Origin of the sequence: Sphingobium sp. CR28, assembly GCF_052327305.1 — a bacterium.
Taxonomy (GTDB): domain Bacteria; phylum Pseudomonadota; class Alphaproteobacteria; order Sphingomonadales; family Sphingomonadaceae; genus Sphingobium.
On sequence record NZ_CP182486.1, the window covers coordinates 667,311 to 688,850 of the forward strand.

The following is a 21,540-nucleotide window of genomic DNA, read 5'->3' on the forward strand; positions in this document are numbered from 1 at the left end:
GATTCGTTAGAAACGTGACTTTTTCAGTTCTAGCTCACGCGTGCATTGTAGGCATCACCTCAGATAGCCATGCCTTGCCCCATGCCGTTTTAGCCGCTTGCGACGGCGTGCCTTTGAACACGGATAAGTGATGGGGTTGTGCGTGAATTTCGTTTGAGCACAGGTCTAACCTAAGTGCCAACCTTGGAGGGAAATTCTCACTGACGCCGAAGGACAGAAGCGGGCCGTCCCGACCGAGGAGAAGATGGAAGTAACGGGCGTCAAACTTGTGGTCGCGGGTGCGACTTGTGTCCATAAATGTGAACATAGCCAAGGACAAAATCTATTTTATCATTTGAAAACAACGTTCTGCTCCTTCGCTGTGGTTCCTCTTCTGGCACCATTTTCCTGTGCGTAAGCGTCCCGCCGGGACGCGGCAGCGTTCTCCCATAGCCGTCGCAAAGGCTGCGTCTCACCCGAGCACTGTTCAGCCGCTGTGGAACGTTCCGCTTAAGCCCTTCTCAAGAGCAAAAACGGCTCCTACCGCGCCGGACGCGCCGGGGCAGGCCCTCCCACGCGGCTCTCGGGCGAAAGCATGTAGTCGCGCTTGGCGTTCTGGTTACGCGCAATGCCGATCACCATCAGTTCGAGCGGTTCAGCACCGCTCTGGGCAAAGGCGCGGCTCTCCTCCAGCGCAGCGGGAACCGCATCGCCGGCCTTGATTGTAACCGTTTCCCTGCCAATCGTGGCAGTGCCAGCACCGCCGAGTACATAATAGATCTCCGCCATATCCTTGCGGGTCGCGGGGCCTATGCTGGTTCCGGCGGGAAGCACGAGATGATCCACATAGGACCAGGTCGTGTAGAAGTTCGACGGGCCAATACCGCGATGGTACATTACGGTGCCCTTCCCGCCCATATAGTTCTCAACCGGCCGATCGAGTGCCTTCGAGAGGTTCATGGTAGTGAACTGGGGAATCGCATCCTTCGGTGCACCGACGCGCCCGTCACTCCGGTCGTCCGCATCGTAAAAATGCGGCAACAGGCCAACATTGATGTTCATCCACTGAACCGGCTTGTCGCTCTGGTTCGTGATGGCATGGCTATGTCCAAGCCGCGCAACCGCGCCTCCCGGACCTTTCACGACGGAGGTGCGGCTATCGATAGTATACTCAGCCTCGCCATCCAGAATGACAAACATCTCCTCGCAATAATTGTGGAAATGCATGCCGATCCCGCCGCCCGGCGGAATCACGCCACGATGGAGGAAGTAGAGATTGACGCCGAGGTTGAATTTCGCGCCCCGGCCTTCGCCAGTGGGGCTGTCGTTCCACAGCGACATGTAGTTCATCGGCCCGGATCCGTTGTGAACGGCCGGGTGGGGCGGATAGGATTCGAGCTTTCCATCTCCCCCATGCGCGATGCGCTCCGCAAGCGGCACATGCGTGCGCGAAAGCGGACTGGACGCCGTATAGGGATCGTCCGGCAGAGTCATGCCGACCGGCTGAGCGAGTGCCAGCGCCGGGAGAGCGACGAAAAGTCCGGCCGCACCGATCGCGGCGGGCCGCGACCGGTTCGTCCAGTAGCTCATGGCTTCACATAGAGCGGCATCTGGCCGCGACCGGCAAGCGGGATACGGTAGATGCTGGTCGATGCGGTGATATAGGCGGTCTTGCCATCGTCCGCCCAGCCCAGGTTCGCCGCCACTTCGGGCAGCTTGATCTGGCCAAGCACCTTGCCGTCGGGCGCGATAATGCGGATGCCGCCCGGGCCGGTCGCCCAGATGTTGCCGGCACTGTCGACCTTCAGGCCATCGGGCACATCGTCAGCCGAGCCGGGCCATTCGGCCAGCGGCTTACCGTTCGAGACGGTGCCGTCCGCCGCGACATCATAACGCCACAGGGCCATCGCCGGCCCGGAATTGGCGACATACAGCACCTTGCCGTCCGGCGAGAAGCCGAGGCCATTCGGCATGGTCAAATCCTTGATCGCCGCCGTCAGCTTGCCATCCTTGTAGCGATAGACGCCGTTGAACTTGATCTCCTTGGCGGGGTCGTCGTTCTGCTTGGCAAGGCCATAGGAAGGGTCAGTGAACCACAGGGCGCCGTCCGGCGCGTAAACAAGGTCGTTCGGGCTGTTGAGGCGCTTGCCCTCAAACTTGTCCAGGAAGGTCGTGATTTTCATCTCATCGTCGACGCGAGCGATCTGGCGTGCGGCATGCTGGGTAATCAGCAGCGTGCCGTCCTTATCGACGACCATGCCGTTGGAGCCCTTGAACCCGCTGGTCGAAGGCGTAGGTGTGCCGCCGCTCTCTTCGATCACAGTCTCGGTCTTGCCGTCAGCCGTCGTCGCGACGACACGATTGTTCGGCAGATCGGCGAACCACAGGCGGCCCTTGTACCATACCGGGCCTTCCGTGAAGGCAAAGCCGCTTGCCACTTTCTCGATCTTCGCATCAGGGGCGATCACAGCGTCAAGCGCCGGATCCAGCCGCTCGACGGACGCAGCGACTTCAGCCGTAGCGGAATTGTTCACGATTTCATTGCTCCCGTTGGCAGCCTGCTCACTGCCGCCCGAGCAACCAGCGAGCGAGGCCATTACTCCAAGTGCGGCGACGCTCGCCATGATCTTCCCGCGCATATCCTCTCCTTTTGTCGCTTCCATCGCGTGACCCTGCGACCCAACATCCTAGATGAGGGGGCCGCCTCGTTCCGTATCGGGGCGGACGTTAACGAGTCTTGCCAAGCTGTTCCACCTCCAAAACGCCGGAAAGGTCGCAAGAGGTCATACCTGCCGGAAAGCGCTTGCCGGGCGCACGGAGAGGAGCGGGATCGACCCGACAAGGCCGATTCCCAGTGTCAGGATAGCGCCTCCCGCGAGCGTGGCGAGGACCAGGAGCCAGTCAGGCGCCCAGTGGAACTCGAAAACCCGGACGATGACGAACCATCCCGCGCCCAACCCAAGCGCGAGGGCTACTCCCGCCAGGACAGTGGCAAGCAGCGCATATTCGAGCGCTTGTGCCCCAAGTATCTGCCCCCGCGTGGCGCCCAGAACTTTCAGGATCACGCTGTCATAGGCGCGCCTCTGCCGGGACGCGGCGATAGCGCCGATGAGCACGGCGATGCCTGCAAGGATCGTGACCGACCCTGCGAGGACAATCGCCGTCGACATATAGCCAAGCAGAGTTGTCACCTGCGTCAGCACGTCGCTCACCTCGATGATCGAAATGGACGGAAAGGCCGAAAGCAACGCGCGGGTCATCGCCGGATTGGACGTGCCCGGCAGGCTGATCGTGGCCGTGAGACTGTGCGGCGCGGTCCGCAACGTATTGGGAGAGAAGACCACGATGTAGTTGAAACCCATCGTCTCCCAGTTGACCTGCCGCAGCGAGGCGATCCGCGCATCGATCTCGCGCCCCAGCACGGAAACGGTGAGACTGTCTCCCACGCCCACGCCCATGATTTGCGCGGCCTCCCGATCCAGCGAAATGAGCGGAGGGCCGGAGTAGCTGCTCGGCCACCATTGCCCCTCGACCAGTTCGGACCCTTCGGGCAGGACATCGCTATAAGTGACGCCGCGCTCGCCGCGCAGAAACCACGCCCCCTCAGGGAGAGCCTTCAGATCCGAAACGCGCTGTCCGGCGAAAGCGACGATCGTGCCGCGCAGGGCGGGTACGAGATTGAGCTCCGCGTGAGGCGCATGCTGCGCCACCAGCGCGCGAAACGCCTGCTGCTGGGCCATGGGAATATCGAGCACGAACTGGTCCGGCGCGGTTTCAGGCACGGTCGTGCGCATCTCATTCGAAAGGCTGGACTGGATCGCCGCCAGGGTCACGAACAGCGTCAGTCCAAGGCCAAGAGCAATGACGAGCGCCGTCGTCTGCGCGCCCGGACGGTGAAGATTAGCCACCACCAGACGCAGGAAGGGGTGGCGCGCGGGCGGCATCCTTCGCGCCGCGACCCTCAGGGCGTATCCTATGCCCAACAGCAGGACGACCACAGCCCCTACCGCCGCGAGCACCGCCGCCGCAAACAGAGGCTCGCGCGCAGTTCCCAGCGCGAGGACCAGCAGAACCAGACTGGTCAACGTGACGGTGACGACAGTCAGACGATCCACCCGGCGCTGATTATCGACGGTCTCGCGAAACAGTCCCGCGGCGGGTGTCGTTCTGGCGCGCAGCAGTGGCGGCAGAGTAAACAGCAGCGCGATCAGCAAGCCGTAGAGCCCGCTGACGACGAGCGGCGTGACTGAAAGCACATTGGCAGGCTGAACCGGGAGCAGGTCGCCAATGGCTCTGACCAGCGCAAACGGGATGATTACGCCGGCGCCCAGTCCGCACAGGATCGCCACCGCGGCGACGGCCCCGATCTGGAGAAGATAGATCCGCGCGATGTCGCCAGACGTTGCGCCCAGAATCTTCAACGTGGCGATGCCGTTTCGCTTGAGTGTAAGATAGGACGTCACGCCATTACTGACGCCGATGCCGGCAATGGCTAACGCCGCTAGGCCGATGAGCGACAGAAACTGACCGAGCCGCTCGAAAAACCGGCTGGTCCCCGGAGCGGCGCGTTCCCGGTCCTTGATCTCGAAACCGGCCTCCGGAAACGCCTGTTTGAGGCGATCGCGCACCTGCTCGACGTCCGTCTGCGGTGGAAGACGCAGACGATATTTGCTGGTGTAGAGACTGCCCGGCTGGATCAGGCCGGTTCGCCGTACACCCTCAATGGTCGTGATCGCGACGGGTCCGAGCGTGAACCCCTCCCCCACCCGATCCGGCTCGTCGGCGATGATCCCACGAATAAGGAAGCTGGCATTGCCATAACGAAGCGCGTCGCCCGTCCGGATCGTGAGCCGATCCGCCAGCGCCTGACCGATTACGACTTCACCCGGACCAAGAGATGCTGCGCGGCTGCCTTGAACCGTCAGACTTCCGTAGAGTGGATAGGCACCATCCACGCCCTTGAGTTCCGTCAGAACCGCTGCCGGACCCTCACCGGGGGTGGCGGCACCGACCGATCGTTGCGCCATGGCCCGAAGGCGGACGGTCTCGCTGAGTGCCCCTTCCCGCCGGAACGCCGCCTTTTGCTCTGCGGTGACTTCCCGCTGGGACAAAGCGATCTCCACATCGCCGCCGAGCAACTCGCGGCCTCTGGACGAGATTTCGCCCGTGATCGCGGCCGTGAGGCTGCCAATCGTCGCCAGTGTCGCCACGCCCAGAAAAAGGCAGATGAAAAGCAGCCGCAGGCCACGAAAACTGCGTGCAAGATCGCGCCGCGCCAACCGCCAGTGGGTGGACCAGCCCCTCGCCTCCGGCACGTCGCTCACGGGCGCCCGTCCGAAACAATCTCTCCGTCGCGCATCTCCACAATGCGGTCGCACCGTCTGGCGAGCGCAAGATCATGCGTGATCATGACGAGCGTCGCGTCGGCCGCTGACCGCCGGTCGAACAGAACGTCGACGATCGCCTCGCTCGTGCGGCTGTCGAGGTTTCCGGTCGGCTCATCGGCGAACAAAATCGGCGGTCTAGGCGCGACCGCGCGGGCAATGGCCACGCGCTGCTGTTCTCCGCCGGAAAGCTGCGAGGGGTAATGATGGAGCCGGTGGGAAAGGCCAACGGCCTCAAGCTCGGTTCCCGCCTGCCCAGACGCATCGCCAATGCCGGCCAGTTCGAGCGGGACCGCAACATTCTCGAGCGCTGTCATGGTCGGCAGCAGATGGAAGCTCTGCAATATGATGCCGATGCGGCCTCGCCGGGCGCGCGCCAGCGCGTCCTCGCTCATTCGGGCGAAATCGATCCCGGCGACGGTGACTTCGCCGCTCGTCGCCCGCTCAAGGCCAGAGAGGATCGCCATGAGCGAGGACTTGCCCGAGCCCGACGGCCCGAGAATGGCTAGGCTCTCGCCTCGCGGAATAGATAAGCTCACGCCCTTCAATATTCTGGTCTGCGCATCCCCCGCGCCTAGCGAGAGGGTGACATCGCGCGCATCGATCGCGATATGGGAAGCGTCGGTTCGGCCGTGCATGAATGAGGAAGCCCTGATGGCAAGAGGATGGCAAGCATATGTGTTGGGAGCGCTCGCTCTGCAATCGCTTAGCGCCTGCTCGGGCGAACCCGGCGCAAATCAGGTCGTAAATCGGACTGAAGCTGGCAGCGAGAACGTGGCCAGAGAAGCCGCGCCCCAGCAGGCTCAAGGCAAGCTGATCCTGGCCTTTGGTGACAGCCTCTATGCCGGCTACGGCGTGGCGCAAAATGAGAGCTTTCCCCACGAGCTACAGCAGGCGCTGAAAAGCGCTGGCGTGACCGCCGATGTGCGCAACGCCGGTGTGTCTGGCGAGACCACGCAAGGTGGGCTGGAACGGCTCGATTTCACGCTCGACGGGCTCCCGCGCCGCCCCGATCTCGTTCTGCTGGGACTGGGAGGGAACGACATGCTGCGGGGTATCGATCCGGCACGGACCGACGCTAACCTCCGGCAGATGCTCGACAAGCTTCGCGCCCGAAATATCCCGGTGATGCTCACGGGAATGCTCGCCGCGCCGAACATGGGACCGGACTATGCCACACGATTCAATGCGATCTACCCCGCCCTCGCCAAGGACTATGAGGTGCCACTCTACCCCTTCTTTCTGGAAGGCGTGATCGGCGACACCAAGCTCATGCAGGCGGACACGGTCCATCCTAACGCTGCCGGCGTGGATGTGGTGGTCAAGCGGATTGCCCCGCAAGTGCGCGCGGCGCTGGAGAAGGCCAACGCAGGCAGGAATGAATCGGCCAGCTAAGCGCCCGCATGCCCACCCATGCAAGCCATGCGGCCGCGGCACAACCGCGCTGACATTTGCATGAAGGCTATTCGTGCCGAAGCGCGTCGATGGGGTTAAGGGCGGCGGCCCGGCGCGCCGGGAAATAGCCGAAGACCACGCCAATCACGGCGGAAATCACGAACGCAAAGACGTTGATCTGAAGGTCAAACGTCCAGGGCACCTGCATGAGTGGCGTCGCGCCGGCAATTGCGAGCTGCGCGATCAACAGCCCCACTACGCCGCCGAGACATGAGAGCACCACCGCCTCCACAAGAAACTGCATCAGCACTTCGCGCGCGATCGCGCCAATGGCGAGGCGAATGCCGATCTCCCGTGTGCGCTCGGTCACGGAGACGAGCATGATGTTCATGATGCCGATGCCGCCCACCACCAGACTGATCCCCGCCACGGCCGCCACGATCCGCGTGAGCATGGTCGTGGTTCCGGTCAGTGTGTCGGAGATCTGCTTGGTATCGAAGATATTGAAATCATCGTCCTTGCCCGCCGCGATATGGCGGCGGTCGCGCAGCAACGCGGAGAGTGAGGCCTGGACCTGCGTGGTGTCGTACCGCTGATCGACGCCAATAAGGATGGCCCGAATATCCAGCGAGCCTGTAAAGCGCCTCTGCACGGCCTTGATTGGCATGATGACCACATCGTCCTGATCCCCGCCGAAGCCGGCCTGCCCTCGCGTGACAAGCGTGCCAATGACGTCGCAGCTCACTTCACCGATCCTGAAGCGCTTGCCCACGGCCTCGCCGCTGCGGAACAGGTTTTTCTCCACGGTAGCGCCAATGATGCAAACCGCCTTTCCAGCAGACTCCTCCTGCGGCGTGAAATAACGCCCCCCGGACAACTCCCATGGCTGAACGGTGAAATAGGCGGACGTCGTGCCGTTGATCGTAGTGGACCAGTTGGCGCCTTCATAAATGGCCGTCGCGCTGGCCTGAGCCTGCGGTGCCACGGCAGTTATGCCGGCCAGTTGCTGCTGGATCGCCTGAATGTCCGCCGGATCGAAAGCGGCGGGCATAGGGCCGCCGCCGCCGCGCCCGAATCCCTGGCCGGGCCGCACCTGCAGCACATTGGTGCCAAGTGCCGCGATCTGCTGCTGAACCGCCGCCGTCGTCGCTTTGCCGAGCGTCACCATGGTCACGACGGCCGCCACGCCGATAATGATGCCAAGCGTCGTAAGGAACGAGCGCATCTTGTGACGCAGGATGGAGCGCAGAGCGAGCATGAAGGTCGTTCCAAGCATCTAGTGCGCTCCCACGCCGCCGGCGGCTGCCTCGATCCGATCCACCAGCCCGTCCTTGAAGTGGACGATGGTCTTGGCGAATTCCGCCATATCCGGCTCGTGCGTTACCATGAGCACAGTGATGCCCGCATCGCGGTTAAGGCTAGCAAGCAGTTGCATGATCTCCACCGAGCGGGCGCTGTCGAGATTGCCGGTTGGCTCATCCGCCAGCAAAACGTCGGGGTTGGTCACAATGGCGCGGGCAATCGCGACGCGCTGCTGCTGTCCACCCGAAAGCTGGGCAGGCGTATGGTCCCACCACCGGTCGAGTCCCACTTTCTCCAGCGCGCTCATAGCCGCCTCGCGGCGCTGTTCCTTGGGATCACCCCGGTAGAGCAGCGGCAGCTCGACATTTTCGAGCGCCGTGGTGCGCGCCAGCAGATTAAAGCCCTGAAAGACGAAGCCCAGATAGCGTCGCCGCAGAAGAGCGCGCTCGTCCCGGTCCAGCGTCTCGATATGCACGCCCTTAAAGATGAACTCTCCGGTCGTCGGCACATCAAGGCATCCAAGGATGTTCATCGCCGTCGATTTCCCCGAGCCTGACGGCCCCATGACGGCAATAAAGTCCCCCTGAGCGACATTCAGGTCCACGCCTTTGAGCGCCTGAAAAGCCGTCGCACCTTCGCCATAGACCTTAGTGATCCGGCGCATTGCGATGAATGGATCGGTCGTCACGATCCCCACTGCCTCACTTGCCGCCCGCAAGCTGACTAGTGATGACCTGCATGCCGGGCTTGAGGCCGCCGGAGAGAACCTCCGTGCGCGAGCCGTCAGTATCGCCGGTAGTCACTTTGACCGCACGGGGTTGTCCGTCTTCACCTTGCACATAAACGGTCTGCTCGGCACCCTTGCTCAGCGTGGCGGTGCGGTCCGCGCCGCCGCCCTGCCGCCTCGGCCCCATGCGAAGCGCACCGGTAATGCCGCTGCTTGGGCGACCGCCGCTGGCCCCGCTTGTGGGCGTAAAGCGAAGAGCCGCATTGGGAACGAGAAGGATATTCTTCTTGTCCGATGTAACGATGTCGGCTGTGGCAGTCATGCCGGGGCGCAACTCCAGCTTCTCGTTGGAGACCGAGAGATCGGCCGCATAGGAGACGACCGTGCCAGTCGATGCGCCTGCGGTGGCGGTCGAGGATGAAGTGGACGAGGAAACCGTCTGGTTGGAGCCAATGTCCACGCGCGTGATGACAGCCGGGAAGGTGCGACCCGGGAAGGCATCGACTGTGAAGTTCGCCTTCTGGCCTTCCTTCACCGATCCGACGTCCGCCTCGTCGATGGACACCTGCAGTTTCATCTTCGAGAGATCCTCAGCGATCACGAAAAGAGTGGGCGTGTTGAACGAAGCCGCGACAGTCTGGCCTGGGTCCACCTCGCGAGCCAGCACCACGCCCGCAACAGGCGAGTGGATGATGGCGCGGGCACGCTGTGTCTGGTTCTGCGAAAGCGCAGCCTTGCTCGCCAGCACATTTGCCTGCGCGACCTTGAGCGCAGCCAGCGCACGCTGGACGTTCGCCTGCCCGGTCTGCATTTCCGTGCGGGAGGGCACGCGACCGTTAGAAAGGCGCGAAACCTCTTCGAGGCGAGCCAGTTGCGCCTGCGATTCCGCCACGGTGGCCGTGGCTTGGGCTACCTGCGCCTGATTGGCAGAGAGCTGCGCCTGCCCCTGCCGGATCTGGTCCTCGATCTGCTCGGGATCGATCTCGGCGAGAGCCTGCCCCGCCGACACCCGGTCGTTCACATCGACCAGCACCTTCACGACGAGGCCGGAAAGCTGGGAACCGACGGTCACCTGATTGGTCGGCGCCAGCTTGCCGGTTGCCGAGACCGTAGTGACCAGCGCACCGCGCTCCACCGGAGCGGTCGCATAGCCGACCGCATCACCGCCGCCCAGAAAGCGCATCAACAGCCAGAGAAGCAGCAGCAGGACCAGCGCTACGCCGCCCCACTTGGCATAACGCTGCCAGGACGGTTGCGCCCTCACGCCAAGGAACTCATCAAGGTTTTGATCTGCCATTGTTTCTTTCCGCTCAATTGGGCGCAGTCGGTGTCGTGCTTGAATCCCATCCGCCGCCAAGCGCCGCATAAAGCGTGACGGCTGCGGTCGCCTTGTCGGATCTGGCCTGGACCAGACCGTTACGCGCGGAGACGAGAGACGCCTCCTGGGTGTTCAGCGTCGTGAAGTCGGTGAGGCCAGAATTATACTGGCTGCGTGCCAGGATCGCTGAATTGTTGGCCGCCTCATAGGCGATGGAGAACTGACGCTCCCGCTCTTCTGCCGAACGAAGCGCGACCAACGCATTTTCGACATCCTCAAGCGCGCCCAGAAGCGTCGATTTATAAGCGGCGAATGCGCCGTCCGCCGCCGCGCGGCTGGAGCGGACCTGCGCGTTGAGCCGGCCAGCGTTGAAAATCGCCTGACTAATGCCGGCGAAGATGCCACCGGTGATGGTATCGAGGAGATCCCCCATGGTCGGCGCATTGGCGCGGATATTGCCGGTAAGATTGAGCGCGGGCAAGATCTGGGCCTTGGCAACGCCGATGCGCGCGGTGGCAGCCGCGAGCGAACGCTCGGCTGCCCGCACGTCCGGACGCTGGCGAAGCACGTCCGCAGGAATGCCTGCCGCAATGCTGTTCGGCCCGGTGGGGATCGGCTTGACTTCACCCAGCAGCGGCTTGAGGGCGCCGGGCTCTCGGCCCGTCAGCACTGCGATGCGCGAAACCGCAGCATTATACTGCTGTTCCACCTGAGGAACGCTCGCGGCGGTCTGCGCCCGGCTCGCGCGCGCCTGCTCGGCATCGAGCGAGGAAACCAGACCCGCCTGCACGCGAAAACCTGCGATCTCCAGATTATCGTCTTGAATGGCCAAGCTGGCCTGAGCATTTGCCAGCTGCGCCTGATAGGCCCTTGCGAGCACATAATTTCGTGCGACTTCGCTCTCTACCGAGAGCAGCACAGTCGCGTAATTGAAGCCCGATGCTTCATAATCCGCGCGACTGGCCGAAACCGAACTCGCCACGCCGCCGAAAAGATCGACCTGATAGCTGGCATCCAGACCAAGGGAGAAGCTGTCGCGCCCGCCACCACCGGCGCTGACTACGGTGCCATCAGGAAGAGTGAGGGAGGCCCCTCCACCACGCAGAGGTTCCGAGCGGCTATAGCTGCCGGAGCCAGTGAGGGACGGGAAAAGAGCCGCACGGCTGACGATGAGCGACTCCCGCGCCTGCCTCAGTCTAGCGACGGCCTGCGCGAGATCGAGATTGGCTGACACCGCCTCGTCAACCAGCTTGGTCAGGACGGGATCGTTAAAGCTCTGCCACCAGCGATCGAGGTTCTGCTGCCCGGACTCAGCCGTGACGGACCATTGATCCGGCACGCCGAGGCTCGATGCTGTGCTCGGTCGGTATTTCGGAGCCTGCGTACATGCGGGCAGCAGCACGACGCCAGTGAGGAGCAGGAATTTGATACGCCACATGCTGCCTGAGTGCAAAGGACAGGCGATTTGGTCCAGTCGCAAATTGTAACATATAGGCAATCATCCCCGCTCAACGCGAGGTGCAGCGCGTCTCGCGCGTGCGCCTCGCCTCAGGGCGTGAACGCCGCGCTTATTTCGCTGGTGCGGTCGCCGACCGTATAGCGCACGGTGAAACGCTCTCCCGCAACAGGCGGATGCGCCGGCGTCAGCGTGCCGAGGCTGATGATGTCGCCAGCCTTGAGCTGGATGCCCTCCTTGCGAAGAAGATCACGCGCAGCGAGCACGATCTCTACCGGATCGCCCAAACTCTTCGCGCTTACCGCGCTTTCTTCGCGCATTCCACTTGGCCCGCTGATCACGGTGTCGACCTTCAGAGCAGCGAGCGCGGCAAACCCGGCGGGGGTCTGCGGCAGTGCCACTTCGGCTCCCATGACGCCGCTGCGCGCCGTTACATTCAGAGCCGCGACGCGCCCGGCATCCGGCGTAACCGGTGCAGGATAGTGATTGTCGGCGAGCTCAATGAACGGCCTGTAACCACGGATATGCCGATAGGCCTCTTCTCGCGTGCGGGCCCGATTGATCCCTGCATCGCCTATCACGACGAGGAAGTCGGCTTCAGCCATCGGGGCAAAAATCGAGCTGAGGGAAACCGGCTTCCCTTCAGGAATCATCATGTTCCGATAAAGCATACCGACAAGCGGTCCATCGACCTTGTAGGTCGCCCGAGCCGCCGCGCTCCAGATACCGACCTTGTAACCGATCAACGGGCCGAGCTCAGGTGCCAGCTTCGCGAGCAGAGCATTTCGGAAGCAGACTGCGTCTTTAAGATCAATCGATAGAGGGGGCTGCTGCTGATGCGCCTTCCATGCTGCCGCTGCCGCATCCACACGCGGGTTGGCGGGGCAGTCAGCCTCCGCCGCCTGAGCAACGCCAGAAAAGCTCAGCGCGGCAAGGGAGAACGCCAGGGCGCAAGCCGACCCAGAGAAGGAAGTCGCGGGATTAAATCGTCCGAAAAGGCTCATCGTCTGGCTGTCCTCATCCTTGCAACACTATGTTCTATCGCGGGGATATCCTGCCAGAGCTTGTCGTGTCGCTCAATGCCTTCGCGAAAGCGGGCGCTCCCCCTCGCCTCGATCCGTTTGAGGAACACACATCCTTACCTGTCGGCATTTCTCATCTCTTTCTGAGCGACCACGCCACAATTTCCGTTCTCGGGTGTTTGAAGGGAGAAGCGCAAGCCGCGTGTCCCCGCAGAACATCGCACCATGCGGAGACCGGGCACGGCGAGAGGAGAAGATGCATGGACGATCGAAAGCAAAGTGGCGACGGCGCACATGCCGACCGAAATCGCCACCCTGACGATATGCCCCGAGGCCCGCTCGGTGATGCAAGACCGGACAGCGCCAATCATAACACCCGCACGGGCGGCGGCCAACCACAGGAAAAGGTCGAGGACCGGCCGAACGTAGGGACCGTCAAACCAGAAGATTACCCCTCCCAACAGTGAAGCAGACAGGAAGGAGCTTGAACATGGTCGATATTAGCCAGATCAAAGAGCATATGGAAATTATCGGCGCCGATGGTGTCCATATCGGCACTGTCGACAAGGTTGAAGGCAACCGTATCAAAATGACCAAGGCCGACAGCGGATCGCACGACGATCACCATCATTATTTTTCGGGTGGACTGATTGCGACTGTCGAGGGCAATCAGGTTCGGCTCTCCGCAAATGGCTCCGCCGCTATTCTGCTCGAGGAAGAAGAAAGTGGCGAACCGCTGGCCGACCGCAACGATTAGGCCGATCACCACCAACGAATAAGTGCATGGGGATTTTCCAAAAATCCCCATGCCTTGATGGCGCGATCGAACTTAGGACGGGCGCGAAATCGAAAAGCGCTTAGTCGTTCAAGATAAAATCAGCTCGCCTTCTTGCGCCGCGTTTCCCAGCCCTTTTTGGCAGCAGCCGAACGCTTCTCATGGCTCTGGCTCGATCCACCGATCCGCCCGCCCTTGCGCGACGATTCGTGGCTATCTTTCTTGCCGCGCCCTGATCCGGACTTATTGCCGCCGCCGGACTCCTTGTTCACGGTCGCCCAGGCACGGCGCTCGGCTTCCTCGCGACTTACGCCGCGATCTTCATAGCCTTCCTCAATATGTTCGGCTTTGCGCTTTTGCTTGTCGGTATAGCTGGATTTGTCTCCGCGAGGCATGACGCTCTCCTTTGCCGCCCCCTCCGGACAGAACCAGCAGATTGTCTATTGGTGCCGTTCGCTACGACACACCCCGGGCGAACGTCAGACATTTGGAGCGATCGGTCGTCAGCGCAACGACTTGGCTGCAATCAACCGCTAGAGGTTCAGCAACCCGCGCGGCGCTGGTCAAATTGCGCAGCGATATGCCGCGCATAAGGCAACCCGGTACTTCTGATGACGAGTTCATCCTGCTGCCAATCAATGAGGCCGCGCTGCTCGAAATCCGCCATTGTGCTGCTGCTGCGGACGGCGGCCGCATTGGCGAGATGAGCGCGGCCATTGCACAGCAAATCGCGGATGGTCGTGGCCCGAACGCTCTCCTCCGCATCGAGGGTGACACCGCGCGCGGCGGCGAGCCGCCCTTCCCCCAGAAGATCGCGATAGGGGCCTGCGCGCTTCTCGTTCTGAACAATCAGATGGGGAAAGCGACTAATCGCGCTTGCGCCGAAACCAAGGAGAACGGGCGCATCATCCTCGGTGAATCCCTGGAAGTTGCGATTAACCCGGCCTTCTCGTGCGGCAGCCGCCAGCGGGTCACGCGGATGAGCGAAATGATCGAAGCCGACGGGAATATATCCAGCCTCGGTCAACCGCCGATAGCCCAGCTCCGCCTGCTCGAACCGCAAGCGCTGATCCGGCAGGTTCGTCGCATCGATCCGTCGCTGGCGCGGCAGCATCTGGGGCAGATGGGCATAACCGAACAATGCGACGCGGCTCGGCGCGAGCCGGATCGTTTCAGTGAGAGTTTCCTCAAGATCGGCTAGGCTTTGACCCGGAAGGCCATACATCAGGTCGAAATTGATCGCCTCGATCTTCCGCAATCGCAGCGAAGTCATCACTGTTTCAATATCGGAGAGCGGCTGCACCCGGCCGATGGCTTGCTGCACATGCGGCGCGAAAGTCTGCACGCCCAGGCTGACACGCGTGACGTTCGACGCCGCGAGGACCAGCGCCCATTCCGGCGTAAAACCGCGCGGATCGATCTCGATCGAGACCTCGGGACGATTAGCATCGAAAACCGTCAGCAACCGGTCCAGCAAGCGCACGAATTCCACCGGCGCGATCGCATTGGGACTGCCTCCGCCAAAGGCGATCCTGCGAATGCGTCCCCGGCCGCCGAGCCGCTTCGCCACGAGGGCGATTTCCGCATGAAGCGCAGTAAGATAGTCGGTCAGCCGCTGTTTCCGGCCAGACGCGCCAGTATTGCAGCCGCAGTACCAGCAAATCTGCTCGCAAAAGGGAATGTGCACATAAAGCGAGACCGGCGTCGCGGATTCAAGACCGTCAAGCGCACGCGCATAGTGCTCCGCGCCGACCTCTTCGGCAAATTCCATCGCCGTCGGGTAGCTGGTGTAGCGCGGCACCGGGCGAGCGAGCAGATCAGGGTGATAGGTCCACATGGCGCAACGCTATGACGGGAAGGCCGCGCCGACATTGATCGTGATCAACGGCGCACGCATCAACAGCAGTCTTGCTCTAGCTCGCCGGGTTTCGCCCGCCGCTCCGCAATTGCATGGCACGCCTTCGGGCAATGCTGCCCCTGCTCGGGATCATCGGGATTGCCGGGCACAACCATATGCACGGTCTGACCGCCGCACATCATGATCGTCATAACGCGAGCTTGCGCCGTTACTGGCGGTTGCGCCAGCGCGACTGCCGCCAGAATGGCTACGAGTTGAGCGCCCCTCATGGCACACGCCCCTCCTCGTCCTCGACGAAGATACGCAGCGCGGCGCCATCCATATCGTCGAACTGCCCCTGGCGGAGCGACCAGAAAAACGCCGCGAGACCCAGAAGCCCGAGCCCCAGCGCGATGGGAATGAGAAAAGCGAGCCCGTTCATTTGCTTGCCCTCTTCAGACGGAGCGCATTGCCCACAACGATCAGCGAAGAACCGGACATCGCAATGGCGGCCACCAGAGGCGTGACCAACCCCATGAAAGCAAGCGGCACCGCGACGACGTTATAGAGGATCGCAGCCATGAAATTCTGGCGCACGACGGCCTGGGTGCGCCGTGCCATGCGGATCGCGCTCACGACCGGCATGAGACGATCACCAAGGAAAATGCAGTCCGCGGCGTTCTTGCCGACATCGCTCGCCGACCCCGGTGCCATGGATGCATGGCCGGCAGCCAGCGCCGGGCCATCATTCAGTCCATCGCCCAGCATGAGGATCTTGTGGCCGACAATGCTTTGCCGCTGAATCGCACTCAGTTTGTCCTGCGGGCTCATTCCCGTCTGTGCAGTCAGACCCAGCTGCCGCGCGACAGGTGCGACCGCTTCTGTCCGATCACCGGACAGGATCATGGAATCTATGCCTTCCGCCCGTAACGCTTCGATCGCCTCGCGCGCATCCGGGCGGAGCTGGTCGGCGAAACGGATCGTCGCCAGCGGCATCCCATCAATGGCAAGCTGTGTGGCAAGCGCATCCCCCATGTCCGCCTCCACGGGACGGCCCAGCGTCACCATACTGCCCTGCCACTGCGCCTCCACCCCGAAACCCGGCATTTCGCGCAGTCCGGACAGCTGGGCGGGACGAACATCGAGTGCCTGCAGGCCGCGGGTCAGCGCTTCGCTGAGCGGATGGCGGGACGCCTGGGACAATGCGAGGATCAGGGACTGGTCTTTGCTGTCGAGCTCGTCGAGATCGACAGCCTCTGGCCGGCCCAGAGTCAGCGTGCCCGTCTTGTCGATGAGCGCACGATCCACCTCGGCCAAGCGCTCCAGCGCCGAACCGTCCTTGATGAGAACGCCGTTCCGCATCAGCGCGCCTGCCGCAACGATCTGGGCAGCGGGCACGGCAAGGCCGAGCGCGCAGGGGCATGTGATGATGAGCACTGCCGCTGCAATGAGCAGGCTATGGTGCCAACCTGCGCCAGCGATCATCCAGCCCGCGAATGCGGCTAGAGCCAATGTGTGGACCGCCGGCGCATAAAGCCGAGCCGCGCGGTCGGCGATCCGAACGTAGCGCGATTTACCCTGCGCCGCCTCGCCCATCAGCCGCGCGATGTCGGCGATGGCCGTGTCGCTTCCCGCCGCAGTGACCTTCACCCGGATGGGCGCATCGAGGTTCAGCGTACCGGCATGGACAAGGTCGTTTACATGCACCGCCTGCGGCGCGCTCTCGCCAGTAAGAAGGGAAAGATCGATCCGGCTCTCTCCGCCAGTCACGACGCCATCGGCAGACAGCCTCTCTCCTGCGGCAACGAGCATCACCATCTCAGGCTGGATCGCCGTGGTGTCGGTCCAGCGCGTGTGTCCATCTTCCTGCACCACCATCGCCCCGGTGCCCATGTTGCGCAGCAAAGCCGTGACACCGCCCCGCGCGCGGTCTCGCATCACGCTATCCAGCCAGCGCCCGCACAGCAGGAAGAACAGGAGCATCGCCGCGCCGTCGAAATAGGCGTGAGCGCCCCCCGTCGCCGTCTCGTAAAGGCTCATCGCGCACACCAGCAGCACGCCAATGCTGATCGGCACGTCCATATTGGTGCGCCCGTGACTTACCGCTCGCCAGGCAGACCGAAAGAACGGGCGACCGGTATAGGCCACGGCGGGCAGGGCAATCAGTGCCGAAAGCCAGTGAAAAAGATCCCTCGTCACACCGACCGCGCCGGACCAGACGGAGACCGACAGCAGCATGATGTTCATCATGGCGAAGCCGGCCACCGCGACAGCACGCAGCAGTTCGCGACTGCTCTCGGCTGCGGCATCGGCAGTCTCCGGCCCGTTGCCGATCGGATGCGCTTCGAAGCCGAGCGTGGTGAAGGCACCAAGCAGATCGGGCATGTCCGCATCTGGAAGGCAGGAGAGATGCACGCGCTTTTCCGTGAAGTTCACGCGCGCCGCCGCGATGCGCCGGTCGCGTACCAGCCCTTGCTCCAGCTTCGCAATACAACCGGCGCAGCGAATGTCAGGGACGGCGAAGTCCCGCTCGACGAGGGCGACGGCGCTCATTGCAGATCGTCCCGGTAGCGCGCCACGTCCTCGCCATGGCGCACGACGACGTCGAGCCGCCAGCGTCCCGCGGGCAAAGCCTCCGCCGAACGGAGCGCGCCATCTCCTGTACGGGAAAAGTGAATGGGGCGCGGCTCCGCTTGCCCGAGCGGATGGTTGAGCGTCGCGGAAACGCGCACACCCTCCAGCGAAGCGCCGTTTTTCTTCACGGAGATCAGGAGATGTCGCCCTTCGCCCACCGTTACGGACTGAACCCAACCCAGCCTGTCCTGAGCGGCGGCACGGGCCAGCCACTCATTGTAGCGCTGGCTCGCGACATAGCTATTGTCGACCACCGTGCCACCGAATGTGGACAGGGCAAATCGCGCCATGGTGAAGTTGACGGCCATCACCACGCCGAAGAAGGCGACAAGGATGAACGTCATATGGCGGCCGGTGAATGTGCGAGGGGTCTTTCCGTTAATCGTCATGTCTCCGGCCGGTCAAACTGTATCGTATCGCTATCGCCGCGTGGGTCGCCGTCGAGCGCCCGCGTGCTGATCGTGAAGTCCTGCCGCGCTGGGCCTTTGGCCGGTGCCGCCACGAAGAGGCCGATCCGAGCGACGCTGTCAGCCGGCACCATCACTTCGATGCGTTGTCCCGCCGTCTCGCGGGAGCCAGTGTCGGTCCAGAGCTCAGCGCCTGCCAGTCCTTCCACTGTCACGGCGACCCGGCGCGGCCGTGTCTCCATGTTGCGCAATTTGAGAGTATAGTTGTTGCGGATGTAGCCGTCAGAAAGCTGGACGTAGAGCGGACTACGCTCATGCTGCACGGCGAGGTCGAGCCGGGTCCGCTGCCCCAGCGAAAAGAGCATCGCAACGCCGATCGCGACCCAGATGCCTGAATAGATGAGCGTGCGCGGACGAAGAAGGGTCTTCAGTATTGCTTTTGAGGTGCCGCCGGTTTTTTCGGTCGCTGCGTCTTCCAGCGTGCAATAATCGATGAGACCACGGGGCCGCCCGACCTGAGCCATCACGCCGTCGCACGCGTCGATGCAGAGTGCGCAGGTGATACAGCCGATCTGCGGCCCTTCCCGGATATCGATGCCTGTGGGGCAAACCGCAACGCACTGGAGACAGTCTACACAGTCCCCGAACGAACCGGGATGGGCCTGCGCCTTCTTGACGCTGCCGCGCGGTTCCCCGCGCCAATCCTTATATGTGACCAGCAGCGACTTTTCATCCATCATCGCGGTCTGAATGCGGGGCCAGGGGCACATATAGACGCACACCTGCTCGCGCATGAAACCACCAAGCACGAAGGTCGTGGCTGTCAATATCCCTACGGTTGCATAGGCTACAGGCGCTGCCTCACCGGTCCAGAAGTCGCGGGTGAGCGTTGGCGCGTCAGCGAAATACATGATCCACGCGCCGCCGGTCCAGAACGCGATGGTCAGGTAGATCGCGTACTTGGCGGTGCGCTTGATGATTTTCTCAGCGGTCCATGGACCTTTCGCCAGCCGGATCTGAGCGTTGCGATCACCATCGATCAGGCGGTCGACATGCTGGAACAGGTCCGTCCAAACGGTTTGCGGACAGGCATAGCCGCACCAGGCCCGGCCAACCGCGCTGGTAACGAGAAACAGGCCGATCCCCGCCATGATGAGCAGACCAGCAACATAATAGAATTCATGCGGCCAGATCTCGATCTGGAACATGTAGAAGCGACGATGGGCCAGATCGATCAGAACGGCCTGATCCGGCGCATAGGGCCCACGATCCCAGCGAATCCACGGCGTGCCGTAGTAGATCGCCAGGGTAATCGCCATCACAGCCCATTTGAAGCGGCGGAAAGGGCCGTTTACCGCTTTCGGGTAAACGCCCTTCCGTGCCTCGTACAGCGCCGGATGCGTATCGTCCGTGTCAGGGCTGGCCATCCGCTCCCTGCCCTTCCGCCGCAGGAGCGGCAGCCACTTCAGGTGCTTTCTCGCCACCGCCCAGCGAATGCACATAGGCGGCCAGCATCTTGATCGTCACTGGATCCAGCCGGCTGTTCCAACGCGGCATCACGCCGTTACGGGGCTGATTGATCGTCGCCGTGATGCTCTCGCGGTCGCCGCCGTAGAGCCAGACGGCATCGGTCAGCCTGGGCGCGCCAACCTCGCGCCCGCCCCCGCCGTCCACGCCATGGCAGACCGCGCAATTGGCCTCGAAGATCGCCGCTCCGCGCCTGGAGGACGCGCTCGCCTTCTCCTGAAGGCTGATTACCCGCACAAAGCTCACCACGTCCGATATCTGCGCATGGTCGAGCAGGCCGTCATGACCAAAGGCCGGCATCTGACTGACGCGCGTTTCGTCGTGGTCCGGGTTCCGGATGCCGTGAGTGATTGTGTATTCGATGGTGGCAAGGTCGCCGCCCCACAGCCAGTCATCGTCCGTCAGGCTCGGATATAGCTTCTTCACGCCCGCGCCGCCCGCACCGTGGCACTGGATGCAATGGACGCGGAAGGCAGCCGCGCCGCCCTGCACTGCCGCCTGCATCAGCTCCGGCTTGGCAGGCAGGTCGGCAATGGGCGTCGCCCCGATGGCGCTCAGGACGGGCGCGCGACGCTTGGCATCTGCCGCCATTTCCTGCTCGAGTTGACCACGGCTCGACCACCCGAGCACACCCTTGGTTGCGCTGTTGACCAGCGGCCAGGCAGGATAGAGCACGATATAGACGAGCCCCCAGACGATCGTGGCGTACAAGGTCCACAACCACCAGCGCGGCATGGGCGTATCAAGCTCCTCGATACCGTCCCACTCGTGACCCACCGTGCTCGTGCCGGTGGCCTCGTCGATACGTTTCCCCCCGGCGGAGGCCTGATGCTTGTGCGTATCAGCCATGGTCGTCGTCCCTGAAAATCATTTTTGCGGCTTCGTCGCTGCGGTCGCGGCCTCCCTTGCGGAAGGGCCAGGCAATGAGCGTGAGGAACACCACCGTCATCACCAGCAGGCCCCAACTGTCAGCCAGATGGCGCAGATCGTTGTAGCTCATCGCGCCTTCTCCGCCTGCGTCGTCGCTTCATGAGGCTGCTCCTGCGGAGCTCCCTTTTCGACGTCGACAAGCGTGCCGAGCATCTGGAGGTAGGCGACCAGCGCGTCCATCTCGGTCAGCTTGGCGGGGTCGCCGTCAAAATCGCGAGCCTGCGCCTTGGGATAGCGCTTGAGGAGGTCGCTCGTATCGGCATTGGGATCGGCCTGGGCGGCGAGATCCTCGTTGGCCTTCTCGACGTCCGCGTCGCTATATGGCACGCCAACCCGGCTGAGCGCAGTCAGATCCTTGCGCATGTCGCCGGCCTTGAGTTCGCGCTCGGCGAGAAATGCATAAGGCGGCATGACCGACTCTGGCACCACACTGCGCGGATCGGCGAGGTGCGCACGGTGCCACTCATCCGAATAGCGCCCGCCTACACGCGCCAAATCCGGCCCGGTGCGCTTGGAGCCCCACTGGAACGGATGGTCATACATGCTCTCCGCCGCCAGACTGTAATGTCCGTAGCGCTCCACTTCGTCACGGAACGGGCGGATCATCTGGCTATGACAGGTGTAGCAGCCCTCGCGCATGTAGATGTTGCGACCGGCGAGTTCGAGCGGCGTGTAGGGTCGCATGCCGTCCACCTTCTCGATCGTGTTGTCGATCCAGAAAAGTGGGGCGATCTCGACAATGCCGCCAATCGTCACGACGACCAGAGCCAGGGCGCCGAGCAGCGTGACGTTGCGCTCGATCTTCTTGTGGCTGAAGCCCTTTTCAGCAGGTTGAGTGGCCATGTTT

21 protein-coding genes are annotated in these 21,540 nt (G+C 62.8%); 2 read left to right on the forward strand and 19 right to left on the reverse strand.

Annotation, left to right across the window (positions count from 1 at the left end; genetic code table 11):
- Positions 1-519: 519 nt before the first annotated feature.
- From ACNAOH_RS03110 to ACNAOH_RS03125, 4 genes are all read right to left on the reverse strand, one after another.
- Complete coding sequence (locus tag ACNAOH_RS03110) at positions 520-1,569, reverse strand: cupin domain-containing protein (RefSeq protein ID WP_443971315.1); 1,050 nt, start codon at positions 1,567-1,569, stop codon at positions 520-522.
- Positions 1,566-2,618: an SMP-30/gluconolactonase/LRE family protein gene (locus ACNAOH_RS03115; RefSeq protein ID WP_443971316.1), complete on the reverse strand. Its 1,053-nt coding sequence runs from the start codon at positions 2,616-2,618 to the stop codon at positions 1,566-1,568. The genes ACNAOH_RS03110 and ACNAOH_RS03115 overlap by 4 nt, the downstream gene beginning before the upstream one ends.
- A 144-nt stretch (positions 2,619-2,762) precedes the next feature.
- Positions 2,763-5,303, reverse strand: a complete 2,541-nt coding sequence (locus ACNAOH_RS03120) for an ABC transporter permease (RefSeq protein WP_443971317.1) — start codon at positions 5,301-5,303, stop codon at positions 2,763-2,765.
- Entirely contained in the window at positions 5,300-6,001 is a 702-nt protein-coding gene (locus ACNAOH_RS03125) for an ABC transporter ATP-binding protein (RefSeq protein ID WP_443971318.1), read from the reverse strand. Before ACNAOH_RS03125 ends, ACNAOH_RS03120 begins: the two co-directional genes overlap by 4 nt.
- 16 nt (positions 6,002-6,017) lie before the next feature.
- Here ACNAOH_RS03125 and ACNAOH_RS03130 point away from each other — a divergent pair, with 16 nt between their 5' ends.
- Positions 6,018-6,758, forward strand: coding sequence for an arylesterase (locus ACNAOH_RS03130; protein ID WP_443971319.1), 741 nt, complete (start codon positions 6,018-6,020; stop codon positions 6,756-6,758).
- A gap of 67 nt (positions 6,759-6,825) precedes the next feature.
- On the opposite strand, the gene ACNAOH_RS03135 is transcribed toward ACNAOH_RS03130, so the two are convergent.
- From ACNAOH_RS03135 to ACNAOH_RS03155, 5 genes are all read right to left on the reverse strand, one after another.
- On the reverse strand, positions 6,826-8,034 hold the full coding sequence (locus ACNAOH_RS03135) for an ABC transporter permease (protein WP_443971320.1): 1,209 nt from the start codon (positions 8,032-8,034) through the stop codon (positions 6,826-6,828).
- Positions 8,035-8,748, reverse strand: coding sequence for an ABC transporter ATP-binding protein (locus ACNAOH_RS03140; RefSeq protein WP_443971321.1), 714 nt, complete (start codon positions 8,746-8,748; stop codon positions 8,035-8,037).
- A gap of 13 nt (positions 8,749-8,761) precedes the next feature.
- On the reverse strand, positions 8,762-10,084 hold the full coding sequence (locus ACNAOH_RS03145; protein WP_443971322.1) for an efflux RND transporter periplasmic adaptor subunit: 1,323 nt from the start codon (positions 10,082-10,084) through the stop codon (positions 8,762-8,764).
- Positions 10,085-10,097: 13 nt separating this feature from the next.
- Complete coding sequence (locus tag ACNAOH_RS03150) at positions 10,098-11,543, reverse strand: efflux transporter outer membrane subunit (RefSeq protein ID WP_443971323.1); 1,446 nt, start codon at positions 11,541-11,543, stop codon at positions 10,098-10,100.
- 110 nt (positions 11,544-11,653) lie between these two features.
- Entirely contained in the window at positions 11,654-12,565 is a 912-nt protein-coding gene (locus ACNAOH_RS03155; RefSeq protein WP_443971324.1) for a 2-keto-4-pentenoate hydratase, read from the reverse strand.
- A 508-nt stretch (positions 12,566-13,073) separates the two neighbouring features.
- On the opposite strand from ACNAOH_RS03155, the gene ACNAOH_RS03160 reads away from it, so the two are divergent.
- Positions 13,074-13,340, forward strand: a complete 267-nt coding sequence (locus ACNAOH_RS03160) for a DUF2171 domain-containing protein (protein ID WP_443971325.1) — start codon at positions 13,074-13,076, stop codon at positions 13,338-13,340.
- 119 nt (positions 13,341-13,459) lie between these two features.
- Here ACNAOH_RS03160 and ACNAOH_RS03165 read toward each other — a convergent pair whose 3' ends face one another.
- From ACNAOH_RS03165 to ccoO, 10 genes are all read right to left on the reverse strand, one after another.
- Complete coding sequence (locus ACNAOH_RS03165; RefSeq protein ID WP_443971326.1) at positions 13,460-13,753, reverse strand: plasmid stabilization protein; 294 nt, start codon at positions 13,751-13,753, stop codon at positions 13,460-13,462.
- Between the two features lie 146 nt (positions 13,754-13,899).
- Complete coding sequence (gene hemN / locus ACNAOH_RS03170) at positions 13,900-15,195, reverse strand: oxygen-independent coproporphyrinogen III oxidase (RefSeq protein ID WP_443971327.1); 1,296 nt, start codon at positions 15,193-15,195, stop codon at positions 13,900-13,902.
- 59 nt (positions 15,196-15,254) lie between these two features.
- Entirely contained in the window at positions 15,255-15,485 is a 231-nt protein-coding gene (locus tag ACNAOH_RS03175) for a hypothetical protein (protein WP_443971328.1), read from the reverse strand.
- Positions 15,482-15,637: a cbb3-type cytochrome oxidase assembly protein CcoS gene (ccoS, locus tag ACNAOH_RS03180; RefSeq protein ID WP_443971329.1), complete on the reverse strand. Its 156-nt coding sequence runs from the start codon at positions 15,635-15,637 to the stop codon at positions 15,482-15,484. The genes ACNAOH_RS03175 and ccoS overlap by 4 nt, the downstream gene beginning before the upstream one ends.
- Positions 15,634-17,748: a heavy metal translocating P-type ATPase gene (locus ACNAOH_RS03185; protein WP_443971330.1), complete on the reverse strand. Its 2,115-nt coding sequence runs from the start codon at positions 17,746-17,748 to the stop codon at positions 15,634-15,636. Before ACNAOH_RS03185 ends, ccoS begins: the two co-directional genes overlap by 4 nt.
- Positions 17,745-18,218, reverse strand: coding sequence for a FixH family protein (locus tag ACNAOH_RS03190; protein ID WP_443971331.1), 474 nt, complete (start codon positions 18,216-18,218; stop codon positions 17,745-17,747). The genes ACNAOH_RS03185 and ACNAOH_RS03190 overlap by 4 nt, the downstream gene beginning before the upstream one ends.
- The gene (ccoG, locus tag ACNAOH_RS03195) at positions 18,215-19,663 is read right to left on the reverse strand and encodes a cytochrome c oxidase accessory protein CcoG (RefSeq protein WP_443971332.1); all 1,449 of its coding nucleotides are present in this window, start codon (positions 19,661-19,663) and stop codon (positions 18,215-18,217) included. The genes ACNAOH_RS03190 and ccoG overlap by 4 nt, the downstream gene beginning before the upstream one ends.
- Entirely contained in the window at positions 19,650-20,612 is a 963-nt protein-coding gene (gene ccoP / locus ACNAOH_RS03200; protein WP_443971333.1) for a cytochrome-c oxidase, cbb3-type subunit III, read from the reverse strand. The genes ccoG and ccoP overlap by 14 nt, the downstream gene beginning before the upstream one ends.
- The gene (locus ACNAOH_RS03205) at positions 20,605-20,763 is read right to left on the reverse strand and encodes a cbb3-type cytochrome oxidase subunit 3 (protein ID WP_443971334.1); all 159 of its coding nucleotides are present in this window, start codon (positions 20,761-20,763) and stop codon (positions 20,605-20,607) included. Before ACNAOH_RS03205 ends, ccoP begins: the two co-directional genes overlap by 8 nt.
- Positions 20,760-21,536, reverse strand: coding sequence for a cytochrome-c oxidase, cbb3-type subunit II (gene ccoO / locus ACNAOH_RS03210; RefSeq protein WP_443971335.1), 777 nt, complete (start codon positions 21,534-21,536; stop codon positions 20,760-20,762). Before ccoO ends, ACNAOH_RS03205 begins: the two co-directional genes overlap by 4 nt.
- Positions 21,537-21,540 lie beyond the last annotated feature (4 nt).